Annotated in this window: 12 protein-coding genes and 1 tRNA gene; 8 read left to right on the top strand and 5 right to left on the bottom strand. The window is 40.2% G+C overall.

What is annotated here, in order from left to right; all coding sequences use genetic code 11:
- Window positions 1-57 precede the first annotated feature (57 nt).
- Window positions 58-1,149 (bottom strand): BT_3928 family protein, encoded by a 1,092-nt coding sequence (locus TEGAF0_RS02515; RefSeq protein ID WP_264899793.1) that lies wholly within the window; start codon window positions 1,147-1,149, stop codon window positions 58-60.
- A 3-nt stretch (window positions 1,150-1,152) separates the two neighbouring features.
- Entirely contained in the window at window positions 1,153-1,698 is a 546-nt protein-coding gene (locus TEGAF0_RS02510) for a DUF1599 domain-containing protein (RefSeq protein WP_264899791.1), read from the bottom strand.
- A gap of 46 nt (window positions 1,699-1,744) precedes the next feature.
- On the opposite strand from TEGAF0_RS02510, the gene folP reads away from it, so the two are divergent.
- Entirely contained in the window at window positions 1,745-2,578 is an 834-nt protein-coding gene (gene folP / locus TEGAF0_RS02505) for a dihydropteroate synthase (RefSeq protein ID WP_264899789.1), read from the top strand.
- Between the two features lie 91 nt (window positions 2,579-2,669).
- Here the strand turns inward: folP and TEGAF0_RS02500 are convergent, their stop codons facing one another.
- The gene (locus TEGAF0_RS02500; protein WP_264899788.1) at window positions 2,670-3,596 is read right to left on the bottom strand and encodes an FKBP-type peptidyl-prolyl cis-trans isomerase; all 927 of its coding nucleotides are present in this window, start codon (window positions 3,594-3,596) and stop codon (window positions 2,670-2,672) included.
- A 2-nt stretch (window positions 3,597-3,598) separates the two neighbouring features.
- Window positions 3,599-4,606, bottom strand: a complete 1,008-nt coding sequence (locus TEGAF0_RS02495; RefSeq protein WP_264899786.1) for a DHH family phosphoesterase — start codon at window positions 4,604-4,606, stop codon at window positions 3,599-3,601.
- Between the two features lie 128 nt (window positions 4,607-4,734).
- On the opposite strand from TEGAF0_RS02495, the gene TEGAF0_RS02490 reads away from it, so the two are divergent.
- Together TEGAF0_RS02490 and TEGAF0_RS02485 are read left to right on the top strand one after the other, a co-directional pair.
- Window positions 4,735-5,151, top strand: coding sequence for a nucleoside-diphosphate kinase (locus TEGAF0_RS02490; RefSeq protein ID WP_026751757.1), 417 nt, complete (start codon window positions 4,735-4,737; stop codon window positions 5,149-5,151).
- 142 nt (window positions 5,152-5,293) lie between these two features.
- Window positions 5,294-8,551 carry a S41 family peptidase gene (locus TEGAF0_RS02485; protein WP_264899784.1) on the top strand — a complete coding sequence of 1,086 codons (3,258 nt, stop codon included), beginning with the start codon at window positions 5,294-5,296 and terminating at the stop codon, window positions 8,549-8,551.
- A 96-nt stretch (window positions 8,552-8,647) separates the two neighbouring features.
- On the opposite strand, the gene TEGAF0_RS02480 is transcribed toward TEGAF0_RS02485, so the two are convergent.
- Window positions 8,648-8,721: transfer RNA gene (locus tag TEGAF0_RS02480), tRNA-Pro, on the bottom strand.
- 86 nt (window positions 8,722-8,807) lie between these two features.
- Between TEGAF0_RS02480 and TEGAF0_RS02475 the strand changes: the two genes are divergently transcribed.
- The 5 genes from TEGAF0_RS02475 to TEGAF0_RS02455 are packed head-to-tail and all read left to right on the top strand — an operon-like array spanning window position 8,808 to window position 13,325.
- On the top strand, window positions 8,808-10,070 hold the full coding sequence (locus tag TEGAF0_RS02475) for a dihydroorotase (RefSeq protein WP_264899783.1): 1,263 nt from the start codon (window positions 8,808-8,810) through the stop codon (window positions 10,068-10,070).
- Between the two features lie 11 nt (window positions 10,071-10,081).
- On the top strand, window positions 10,082-10,618 hold the full coding sequence (locus tag TEGAF0_RS02470; RefSeq protein ID WP_264899781.1) for a DUF4199 domain-containing protein: 537 nt from the start codon (window positions 10,082-10,084) through the stop codon (window positions 10,616-10,618).
- Window positions 10,619-10,624: 6 nt separating this feature from the next.
- Window positions 10,625-11,575, top strand: coding sequence for a glycosyltransferase family 2 protein (locus TEGAF0_RS02465; RefSeq protein WP_264899780.1), 951 nt, complete (start codon window positions 10,625-10,627; stop codon window positions 11,573-11,575).
- Between the two features lie 9 nt (window positions 11,576-11,584).
- Window positions 11,585-12,727, top strand: a complete 1,143-nt coding sequence (locus tag TEGAF0_RS02460) for a glycosyltransferase (RefSeq protein WP_264899778.1) — start codon at window positions 11,585-11,587, stop codon at window positions 12,725-12,727.
- Window positions 12,728-12,734: 7 nt separating this feature from the next.
- Window positions 12,735-13,325, top strand: a complete 591-nt coding sequence (locus TEGAF0_RS02455) for a D-sedoheptulose-7-phosphate isomerase (protein WP_264899777.1) — start codon at window positions 12,735-12,737, stop codon at window positions 13,323-13,325.

Here is a 13,325-nt window from a genome sequence, read left to right as displayed (position 1 = left end):
TGTGTTGATATTACACTAAGTTCGGTCAAACGGGTCAAATTTCAAAATTGCAAGTCGTTATTGCAATTTTTCAGCATCCAAATAGCTTAGCTTCTTCAGAATAATTGCGCCTTCCATAAGCATGAATGTTGGCTGAACTCTTGCAGCTGTTTTGAGAACAGTTGCATCGCAGTTCAATACCGTGTATGCAGGAAATGCTTCCTGAATTTTTGTTCCTTCAGCAGAAACAAAAATGACAGGCATCGTTTTGTTCACCAATCGATCATCCTTAAGAGATTTGCCTAGTTGCACTTTCCATTGATCCAGATTGCTGGCATCTTTTACCAGCACCAAAAGATATTGTCCTTTTGTTTGTAAAACCGCCTCCGTTGTATCTGTTCCGCTTAAGGTTTTTAAAGAGAAATCTACAATAGCTGGTTTCAATCCGTTTCCTTTTTTTACCAGCACGTCTTTGCGACTTACATATTCGTAGCTATCATCAAAGTCTTCAGGAAAATGATCCTGATCAAAAGAAATTGGTTTGCCGTTTTTCTGGTAAGTAAACAGAATCTGCATGCTATCTGCAGTTGCACCTGCTGGTGTTTCCATTTGCTTCAGAATATTATTTCCTACTTTATATGGAAGACAATCTACCCATGGCAGATGTTTGAGCACATACAGTTGCGCCCATACTGAAAGAACCATTGAAGCTGTAACTATAGCAATGCTCCAGCTTACTGGCAATAGTGCATTGATTTTTTTCTGAAAAACTACTAGGAACAGAATCAATACCAGCAATATCAAATCCTTATAAAAGGACTGCGCTGCCGATAATGGGATGCAATCACCAAAGCATCCGCAGGTTTTAATCTTTCCTGAGAAGAGAGCAAAACCTGTTAAAAATGTAAAGAAGATGATCAGTAATAATAAAAGCCAGCTGAACCATTCCATTTTCCAGCCAATGATAATCGCCACACCGGCCAACACTTCAAAACTATTCATGGCAACAGAAAAGAATAAGGTATAATCATTGAATCCATGCAGTCCCCATACTTCAAAAAACTCCTGCATTTTATAGCTGAGCCCAATAGGATCATTCACTTTAATTAGTCCGGAAAAAATGAACAAAAGCCCAACCAGCCAACGAATTAACCAAAGCAAATTTTTCATGATTTAGTGTTTTCCTTCCTGAATCAATATCAAGGCAAAAGCAGCATAATTAATAATATCCACATAGTTGGCATCGATTCCTTCACTAATCAGGGTTTTGCCATCGTTCTGTAGAATCTGTTTGATGCGCAACAATTTCATTAGAATTAAATCGGCAAAACTTTCCTGGCTCATATCTCTCCAAGCTTCGCCATAGTCATGGTTCTTAGATTGCATGGTATCCATAGCAAATTGAACCTGTTTCTGATACAATTTAGCTGTAGTATCAACCGGTAGTTCTTCCACTGTAGGGTTTCCCAATTCCAGCTGAATCAATCCAATAATGGCATAATTCAGAATACCCATGAATTCAGACTTGATATCATCTCCTACTTTCTGTGTCTTCAGTTCCTGAATGGTTCTAATGCGCAAGGCTTTAATAAAAATCTGATCTACTACTGAAATGGTTCTCAACACCCTCCAGGCAGTTCCATAGTCTCTGGTTTTCTTAATAAAAATGTCCTGACTCAATTGAACAGCCTGTAAGTATTGGTTGTTGGTATCCTGCATTTTAAGAATATCTTTGAATTGATTGCAATTTAATTGAAAGACCGCTATGTTCACACTAAACAGCAAAGGAACTTTATTTACCATTGAGCAACCCGTAGTGATGGGAATCATCAATGCAACTCCTGATTCATTTTACGGGGGGAGCAGAGCTGCTACTGTAGAAGCCGCCCTAAAGAAAGCAGGCACCATGATTGAGGAAGGCGCATTCATTTTAGATATTGGTGGACAAAGCACCCGCCCCAATAGTGAAATAGTAGGCGTGAAAGAAGAAATAGCAAGGGTTATACCCGTGATGGAAGCAATTAAAAATGCATTTCCCAATACCTTGATTTCAGTGGATACGTATTACCCTAAAGTTGCCGCAGAAGCAGTAGCAGTTGGAGCAGATATGGTAAATGACATCAGCGGAGGCCGTTATTTTGAAGAAATGCTTCCTACTGTTGCAGCATTAAAAGTACCCTATATCTGTATGCACAGTAGCGGTTCACTTGAGGCAATGCATCAGAAAATTTCCTATTCAGATATAACCAATGCACTACTTGAATATTTTATTGAAAGAATTGAAGTGTGTAAAAAAGCCGGCATATTAGATATCATTATTGATCCGGGATTTGGATTCGGGAAATTACCTGCAGACAACTTTGCCCTGATTAAAAATTTAAACGCATTACAAATTCTCCAGAAGCCTTTACTGCTAGGCGTTTCCAGAAAATCAACCATTTATCAGACGCTCGGGATTACTCCGGAAGAGTCCCTGAATGGAACTACCGTTTTACATACCATGGGTTTGATGAACAAAGCCCATATTTTACGGGTACATGACGTAAAAGAAGCCATGCAGGCAATAACATTGTATGAGAAAGTTTACAATAACCATTAGCACTGAACAATATCAATACATATCATTACATGAGTCACAAACAAAAATGCCCCTCAAATATTGAAGGGCATTTTTATAAAAAGCAATTTTATTATCTCTGTGGCTGACCAGGCTGACTTGGTTGACCAGGTAAAGCTGCAGGCTGAGGTGCTGGCGTTTGTACGTCTAATACTTCAACGTCAAATACCAATGCAGCATATGGAGGAATTACCGGAGCACTTCCGTTTGGTCCGTATCCCAACATGGCAGGGATAAAGATTTTACCTTTCCCGCCTTTGGCAAACATTTTCAGTCCATCTTCCAAACCTTTGATAACACCACCAGTTCCAATAACAAATTGAAGCGGTTGTCTGTTAGGAGAATCGGTATCCATATTGCCGTCAAACTTCTTACCATCTAGGAATGTGCCTCTGTACATAACAGAAACCTGCTTACCAGAATCAGCTTTGGCAGTTGCATCACCGGCATTGGTAACTTCAACAAAAACACCAGTAGGTAATTCCTGTGCCTTTAGATTCTTTTTGGCAAGATGATCTTTTAATTCTTTGATTTCACGGGCTCTTTCCTTGTCCATTTCTGCCTTGTAATCTGCCATCATCAGTTCCTGAGTAGCAAACACTTTCATTACTTCTACCCTTCCGTTTATCTGATCTTTTTCTTTAAAAATATTGTTGTACTCCAACATGCCGAACTTCTTTAGAGAGTCTACACTCATTACAAATTCAACTTTATCACCAGGAGCACATTTATCAATGATTTCAATGAAACTGTGCTTGGCTTTTTGTGCAGAATCCACCATAAAATAAACGGGGATTCTTCCAAATGAACTGCTTAGCAAGGAATCTTTAGCAGGTAGTTTGTACTCTACATGCATTTTAACGAACTGACCTTGTTTTAATAAATCTTTGCTGGAACCTTTTTCAATCTTATAAGCAAGACCGGTAGGTGTTTTTTCATATTGATTACAACTTGCAAACAATACAGCCGCTGAGAATAGCGGTACGATAATTCTCCTCATTTTTATTGTAGTTGGGTTTTATACGCTTGAATAACTTGTTTAAATTTTTCTACTGTTTTTTCTACAGACTCGTCGCTTCTTCCTCCTGATGCATTGGCATGACCACCGCCTTCAAAATGATTTCGGGCAAACTGATTCACGTCAAATCCCCCCTTGCTTCTAAAGCTCCACTTTCTTTCTTCCGTCCTGTCAATTACAATGGCTCCAAAACGAATTCCTTTGATAGTTAACAGATAATTTACTAGCCCTTCCGTATCACCTGTTTTAATATGATACTTCTGCAAATCTGCTTGGTGAATATACATGATTGCCGTGTTGTATTCATACAAAACTTCCATTCTGTTTAACAAGGCAAACCCTATGAAACGCAAACGGCTCTCCATGAAATTGTCGTAAATATGGTTGTGCACAGCAGTATGATCAAATCCTGTGTCCTTTAGCTCCGCTATCATACGATGTACGCTGGCTTTGGTTGCAGGAAAACGAAAAGACCCTGTATCTGTCATTGTTCCTGTATAAATACAAGTAGCAATATCCTGTGTTAACTGGTCTCTACCACCTGCTTCCATAATAAAATCATAGACCATTTCACAGGTAGAACTTTTGCCTGTATCACTTATGCCATAGTTAAAGTTGGCTTCATCCGGCTGTTCATGGTGATCAATCAAAACCTTAATACAGTTAGCGCTGGCCAGATATGATGCCAGATGCTTTGTTCTGTGAAATATGTTAAAGTCTAAACAGAATAATATATCCGCTTTATTCAGCAAATCGAGCGATTTCTCTTTATTGGCTTCAAAATTCAGGACCTTGTCTACACCAGGCATCCAATCTAGAAAATCAGCCCAATTGGTAGGAGAAATAACAGTTACCTGGTGGCCGCTGTTATTAAGAAAATGATATAACCCCAGCGTAGATCCCATTGCATCGCCATCCGGCTTCTGGTGCATGGTTATAACGATATTCCTAGGTGTTTTTAATAATGGATAGAATTCACTGATCAGTTGCATATAATCGGGCAAAAATGCAGTTTCTTCATTAGACTCTCAAAAGATTTTGCAGATTTTATTGAAATTTTAGGGATTGAATACCGTTCAACCCCTTGCTATTCCTTACTTTTGCGGCGAAATTTAACTATATGAGCAATCAAACATTTACCATGATTAAGCCGGATGCTACTCAAAAAGGGTACACTGGTGCAATTTTAGATCAAATTATCAAAGCTGGTTTTTCTATCAAAGCCATGAAATGGACTCGCTTAACCAAAGAACAGGCTGGTTTATTTTATGATATTCACAGAGAGCGTCCTTTCTTTGGAGAGTTGGTTGATTTTATGAGCAGCGGCCCTATTGTTGCGGCTGTATTGGAAAAAGAAAATGCAGTAGCTGATTTCAGAACCCTAATTGGAGCAACCAACCCTGCTCAGGCAGCAGAAGGTACCATCCGTAAATTATATGCAGCTTCTGTTGGTGAGAATGCAGTTCACGGTAGCGACAGCGATGAGAATGCTATTATTGAAGCAGATTTCTTCTTCTCTAAGTTAGAAAGATTCTAAGAGTAAAAAAGCTTAGCTTAATTCGTTCGCATATTTTACTGCGAAAATATTGTAAGCCCGACCTGCCAAAATGGTCGGGTTTTTTATTTGCAGTCTTCATTCAGGTATTGTATCTTATTCTCCTTTACCAAAATGAATTCCTATGCAAAGGATAAGCAACTCTTTTAAAAGAGCTTTTATAGCTGGCTTCGGCTTGCTTTTTACAGGTACTTTATTGGCACAGGGCACCATGCTTTTAAGACAACCCAATGCGAGTAAAGATCATATCGTATTTGTACACGCAGATGATTTATGGGTAGTAGATCATAATGGTGGTGATGCCCGAAGATTAACTAGTGCTATTGGATCTGAGACATCCCCCAAAATTAGCCCCGACGGAAAATGGGTAGCATTCACAGGACAATACGATGGCAATTCCGACATCTATATAGTACCCATTGACGGAGGTGCCCCTAAAAGACTAACCTGGCACCCAGGTCCGGATATTGCCCAGGGCTGGATGCCCGACGGACAATCCGTTTTTTTTACTTCAGGAAGAGCTGGTTACCCTACTGTAAATACTAAATTTTTTAAAGTGAATGTAAAGGGAGGAACTCCCGAAGCGCTTCCATTACCTTTTGGCTTTGTAGGAAGTCTATCTCCTGACGGAACAATTATGGCATATCAACCCTATAGTTTCTGGGATCCGGAATGGCGGAATTACAGAGGAGGTCAGGCTCAACCGATCTGGCTATTCAATATGAAAAACTACGAGACTACTAAAACCGTTCAGGGAGACAGAGAAAGACATACTGCTCCAACCTGGAACAATGGCATATTATACTTCTTGTCTGAACAGGATTATATCAATAATATCTGGTCGTACGATCCTAAAACAAAGACACAGAAACAAATTACTTTTTTCAAGGATTTTGATATCAAGAATGTTTCTGCTGCCAACAATAAATTGATATTTGAGCAAGGCGGCTATCTGCATAGTTATGATATTGCTACTCAAAAAACCAACCGGCTCAACATTACTGTAAAGGCAGATTTAAACTGGGGAAGACCAAGATGGAACAATATTACTGGTGCCAATTTAATCAACGCCAGCCTATCTCCTACGGGTAAAAGAGCATTGTTTGAAAGCAGAGGAGAAATATTTACAGTGCCTAAAGAAAACGGAGACTGGAAAAATATCAGCAATACAACCGCATCAGCTGACCGTTCTCCGGTATGGTCTCCTGATGGTCAAAAAATTGCCTGGTTCTCGGATGAAAGTGGCGAATATCAATTGATTGTAAAAGATCAGTTTGGTTTACAGACAGCTCAGTCTTTTAAAATGCCCAACAAGAAATTTTACTTCACTCCTGCCTGGTCACCGGATAGTAAATCCATTGCTTTTGTAGATACAGATTATACCATCTGGATGATTGATTTAAAAACTGGCGCCTATAAAAAAGTGGATACAGATAAATATGCTCACCCCAACAGAACCATGAAACCGGTGTGGTCTCCTGACAGCAAATGGATTGCTTATGTACAACAACAGGATAACCAATTCAAGGCAGTGAAAGTGTATCAGGTAGAAACCGGACAAACCAAATACATTAGCAATGACCTGGCAGATGCCATTGATCCTCAGTGGGACGAGTCTGGTAAATATCTTTATTTCCTGGCCAGTACCGATTACGGATTGGCTACCGGATGGCTGGATATGAGTAGTTATAATTATCCTGTTAACAGAGCCTTGTATGTGGCAGTATTGAATAAAGATGTGGCATCACCATTTGAACCCAAGAGCGATGATGAGCCGGTGAAAAACCCTGCAGACACTGCTAAATCTGCCAAACCTGCTATAAGTGCTGGTACTAACGTTAAAATAGATTTTGAGGGATTAGAACTGCGAATATTATCTGCCACACTACCCTTGCGCAATTACAGCGCTTTAGTGGCCGGCCCCGAAGGAAGTGTATTTGTAATTGAAGACGTCGAAAACCAGGGTTCTGTTTTATGGAAATATGTTTTGAAAGACCAAAAGCCTACCGAGTTTGTAAAGTCAGCCAGCAATGTTGTTAGCAGCTTTGATAGAAAAAGTATTCTGTATCGTTCAGGAACTAGTTGGTTCATCAATGGAACGCAAGCGGCACCAAGACCGGGCGAAGGAAGACTAGCAACCGATGCGATGAGAGTGTATGTTGATCCTTCAGAAGAAGCAGAACAAATTTTTAAAGAAGGATGGCGTTTGCAGAGAGACTTTTTATATGTTGACAATGTGCACGGAGCCCCATGGAATAAAGTATTTGAATGGTACCAGCCTTGGGTAAAACACGTAAAGCATCGATCCGATTTAAATTATATCATTGATATCATGAGCGGTGAAGTATCAGTAGGCCATTCCTATGTTAGCGGCGGTGATTATCCCTCTGTACCCAATATACCTGTGGGTCTGTTGGGTGCCGATTACAGCGTAGAAAATGGTCTGTTCCGCATTAAAAAAATCTACACAGGTGAAAGCTGGAATCCAGATTTGAAATCTCCATTAAGCGGACCAGGCATGAAAGTAAAAGAAGGCGATTATTTACTGGAAGTAGAGGGCAAAAAACTGGACGCTTCCATGAACTTATATAGCTTATTCGAAGGAACTGCCAATAAACAAATCAAGATAAAAGTCAACAGCAGTCCAAATTTAGAAGGCGCTCAAACCGTTACCGTTGTTCCCATTGCCAATGAAGCCGGATTGCGTTCGAGACATTGGGTAGAAAGCAATCGCAAAAAAGTAGATGAATTATCAGGTGGAAAACTGGCTTATGTTTATGTTCCGAATACAGGAGACCCGGGCTATACCTATTTTAATCGTTACTACTTTTCACAGCAGCACAAAAAAGGTGCTGTGATTGACGAAAGAAATAATGGTGGCGGATCAGCCGCTGATTACATGATTGATATTATGAGCCGTAAGTTGCAGGGCTATTTCAATAACCGCGTAGAAGGGCATAAAGTATCTACCACACCAATGGCTGGTATCTGGGGGCCTAAAGTCATGATCATCAACGAGAACGCAGGCTCTGGCGGAGACTTACTTCCCTATATGTTCAAAAAGATGAATCTAGGGCCTTTAGTGGGAACCAGAACCTGGGGTGGATTAGTAGGCACATGGGATACGCCTCCTTTTATTGATGGAGGCAGAATGGTTGCACCGCGTGGCGGTTTCTTTGATACAGATGGTAAATGGGCGGTAGAAGCCGAAGGCGTTTCTCCGGATATTGAAGTATTTCATGATCCCAAAGCCATCATTGAGGGAAGGGACCCACAACTGGAAAAAGCCGTACAGGAAGCTTTGCGATTAATGCCAACACAGGGCATTGAACTGAAGAAAGAACCAGCACCGCCGATTCGTTCATTCAGACCGAAGAATTAAATTTCTGATGGTTCATTTTTGAAAATTCAAAAATGAACAAGGCTCCTTGATATACCTCAAAATAAAAGCTCCGATCTTTCGATCGGAGCTTTTTTGTCGGGACGACAAGATTTGAACTTGCGACCCCACGCCCCCCAGACGTGTGCGCTACCGGGCTGCGCTACGTCCCGAACTCTCATTCATTTGTTGAATGGGGTGCAAATATAGGGCTAAAAGAAATTTTCAAGCTATATTGCATAAAATTTTCAACTACTGCATGAACATTCTACTGAAGCAGGTGCTGATTAACGATCCCCACTCCCCTTACCACGGACAAGTTCAAGATATTTTAATTGTAGATAACAAAATTCAGAAAATAGGTGCTCAATTATCTGCTGAAAACGCAACAGTTGTGCACGAAGATGATCTTGAGGTCTCTGCTGGCTGGGTAGATTGTTTTGCTCATTTCGGAGATCCCGGCTTTGAATTCAACGAAACCTTTGCATCAGGTGCTGCTGCAGCTGCTGCAGGTGGTTATACGCGCGTCTTCACTTTACCAAATACGAAGCCTGTAACAGATAATAAATCTTTGGTAGAATATGCTGCTGGTCAATCCAGGCATTTACCCGTAATTATTCAACCATTAGGAGCAATCACACAAAAAACGGAAGGCAAGGAATTGGCCGAAATGTATGATATGCGCAACAGCGGAGCGGTTGCATTTACAGACGGCTTATCTCCTGTTCAATCTGCCGGATTATTGGTGAAAGCATTGCAATATGTAAAAGCATTTGATGGGGTGATAATTCAAATGCCCATTGACAAAAGCATTGGCCATACCGGTTTAATGAATGAAGGTATTATATCCACTCAATTGGGTTTACCAGGCTTACCGGATATTGCGGAAATAAGTATGTTGAAAAGAGATATTGATCTGGTACGTTACAGCAGATCGCGTATGCATTTTACTGGTATCACAACCAAAACTTCCCTTGATTTAATTAGGGCAGCCAAACAGGAAGGATTGGCCATAACATGCAGTGTAACGCCATATCATTTATTTTTCTGCGATGAAGACCTGCAAGGATATGACACCAATTTAAAAGTAAACCCTCCATTAAGAAGCAGGGCGGATATGGTGGCACTCAGACAAGGCATTCTTGATGGCACTATAGATTGCATGGCCTCTCATCATTTCCCGCAGGATTGGGATCACAAGACTTGTGAATTTGAATATGCCAAATTCGGCATGAATGCGTTGGAAAGCGTCTTTGCTGCTTTTAATGAGTTGTTCCCAACGATTAGCAGGGAAAGATTGATTGAATTATTTTCAATCAATGCCCGTAATATTTTTGGCATTCCTGTTACTCATATTCAGGAAAATGCGGTTCCAGAATTAACCTTGTATAACCGAACCCTAAAGTCAAGTTTAGAAAAGCAACAAATGAAAAGCAAGTCTCATAACAATGCATTTCTTCATAAAACTTTACAAGGAAAAATTTGGGGTACTTTCTGTAACGGCCAATTAACAACCAACTAACAAATCATTTTATGAAAGCAAACTTAATTAACGAAGGCGCCAAATACGGCTTAATCTGTGGCTTATCTGCAGTACTATTAATGTACGGAAGCTGGGCAGTGAATGTTACTACGTTTACCAATGTCATGTTTACCACCACATTTATTCCTTACATGATTATTATATTATTGCTTGGAGGTTTTTCGGTAAGAAAACTGAATGGTGGATATTTAACTTTCCAGGAAGGATTAAAATTTAATTTTTTGGCCTACGCAGTAGCGGCATTAATTATTGCCGTTGCTACCTACATTTTATATAATGTAATTGATGATACTTTAACAGAAAAATCTGCCCAGATTGGTTTGGAAAAAACCCGTGCCATGATGGAAAAATTCGGAGCCTCAGAAGAAGATATTGAAAAGCAATTGGCGGCTTCTGGCGAAAGCATGAAGAAAACTGGATTTAAAGAAATCATTATGGGAACAGGTTTAGGATTAATTTGGGACTTCATAAAGTCGCTTTTACTTACATTAGTGATTCGCAAGGAAGAAAAATTTGAAGATCAATAATTATACATGCAGTTATCCATTGTAGTACCTCTGTTTAATGAAGAAGAATCCCTGCCTGAATTGTGCAGCTGGATAAAATCGGTTGTAGATCAGAACGGATATACCTATGAGGTATTGCTGATTGACGACGGCAGCAGAGACGATAGCTGGAATGTAATTCAGACCATTGCCAACAGTAACCCGAATATCAAGGGCATTAAGTTTCAGCGGAACTATGGTAAATCTGCAGCTTTAAACGAGGGATTCAAAGCAGCCCAGGGTGATGTAGTCATTACGATGGATGCAGATATGCAGGACTCTCCCGACGAAATTCCGGCCTTGTATAAAATGATTGTAGATGATGGTTTCGACATGGTGAGTGGCTGGAAAAAGAAACGTTACGACAATACCTTAACCAAGAACATTCCTTCCAAATTGTTCAATGCAGTGGCCAGAAAAAGTTCTGGCATCCAATTGCACGACTTCAATTGTGGATTAAAAGCCTATAAGAAGAAAGTGGTAAAATGCATTGAAGTTTTTGGAGAAATGCATCGCTATATCCCTGTATTGGCCAAGTGGAGCGGCTTCAGAAAAATAGGAGAAAAAGTAGTAGAACATAGACCCAGAAAATACGGCACTACTAAATTTGGCTGGGACCGTTTCATCAACGGATTTCTAGACTTAGGTACTATTATGTTCCTGGGCAAGTTCGGCAAAAAACCTATGCAGTTTTTTGGTCTGTATGGAACCCTTGCTTTTTTAATCGGTTTTATCACCAGCGGATATTTAATGGTCTCCAAAATTTTGGATCCTGAAGTAGGCATTACCAACAAACCAGCATTTTATATTGCACTGGCTGTTATGATTATTGGTATGCAATTATTCCTCACAGGATTCGTTGCTGAACTTGTTGCCCGCAACGCCTCCGAAAGGAATGTATATTTAATTGAAGAAAAACTAGGTTTAGAAGAAGCCTAATCACAGCCCATGAAGAAAGAGCTGATTCTCATAGGAACCACCTGGCCTTTCAGAAGCGGTGGTATCGCTTCTTTTAATGAAAGACTGGCCAGAGAATTTCAGGCTCAGGGGTATACTGTTACCATTTATACTTTCTCACTGCAATACCCTTCTTTTTTATTTCCCGGCAAATCACAATACAGCAGTGATCCGGCGCCAACCGATTTAACCATACATGTCAAAATAAACTCCATCAATCCATTCAATTGGATCTGGATGGGATATATGATTGCGAGAAAAAAAGTTCCTTTGATCGTGGTTCGATTCTGGCTGCCCTTTATGGGGCCCTGTCTGGGAACTATATTGCGTATCATTCGCTGGAATGGAGTATCTAAAGTGGTCTGTATTGCCGACAATATCATCCCACATGAAAAGCGTATAGGAGATAAATGGTTTACTCGTTATTTTATTGGTGCAGTGGATGCATTTATTACCATGAGTAAAAAAGTGCATCAGGATTTGCTGACATTTACCAATAAAAAATCAACCATCTGCCCCCACCCTTTGTACGATAACTTCGGTACTATTATGACCAAAGAGGCTGCCAGAGCGCATTTGGGGTTACCAGCAACCGAAAGAATCGTTTTGTTTTTTGGTTTTATACGAAAGTATAAAGGGCTGGATATTTTATTGAAAGCCATGCAATTGGTAAAGCTTAAGAACGAAGCCAATCATCTGCCTCCGGTAAAACTAATGATTGCCGGAGAATTTTATGATGAAGCAGAAACCTATCAAAACCTTATAACTGAATTAGGACTAACAGAATATATTTATTCATTCACAAATTTTATTCCCTCCGACCAGGTGCAATATTACCTGAATGCCTGTGATTTTGTAATTCAGCCCTATCGAAATGCAACACAAAGTGGAGTTACTCCTCTTGCCTATCACTTTGAAAAACCCATGTTGGTTACCAGTGTGGGCGCATTGCCCGATATGATTCTGGCCGATAATAGTGGTTTGGTAGCAGAACCCAACCCAGAATGTATTGCGGCCGGGATTGAAGAATTATATTTGCAGGGCGAAGACTATTATTTAGACCAACTTCGCAAGGGAAAGAAAAAATACCAATGGGATCAACTGGTTTATTCGATTGTTGATCTTGTAAAATGAATTATATATGTCAAATCATACCCAATTAACCCGCATACAAGCAATAATTCAGGAATCTATACAAGTAAAACAAACTGTATTGAATAACCCTTTGTTGATGAATCAAGTGTCGGGTGTGGTAGATGCTGTAACGAATGCTTTTAAAACTGGCCATAAAGTCCAGTTCTGTGGCAACGGAGGGAGCGCAGCTGATGCACAACATTTAGCGGCTGAGTTTTCCGGAAGATTCTATAAAAACAGAACGGCATTGCCATCTGATGCATTGCATTGCAATAGCTCGTATTTAACAGCAGTGGCCAACGACTATGGATATGATGAAGTGTACAGCAGACTGGTAGAGGGCACTATGCAAAGCGGTGATATTTTGATTGGGCTGAGTACTTCAGGCAACTCCCCCAATATTGTAAAAGCTTTTGAAACAGCAAGATTTAAAAACATCATCACAGTTGGCTTCACCGGAAACGGTGGTGGTAAACTGGGAGAACTCTCCCATTTCTTGCTGGATATTCCATCTAAGAATACACCCCGAATTCAAGAGAGTCATATCATGATTGGTCATATTATTTGCGAACTGGTGGAAGCCAATTTATTCCCTTAA

The organism is Sediminibacterium sp. TEGAF015 (genome assembly GCF_025997995.1).
In the GTDB taxonomy this organism is placed as follows: Bacteria; Bacteroidota; Bacteroidia; order Chitinophagales; family Chitinophagaceae; genus Sediminibacterium.
This window is presented reverse-complemented; position numbering and strand designations above follow the sequence as displayed.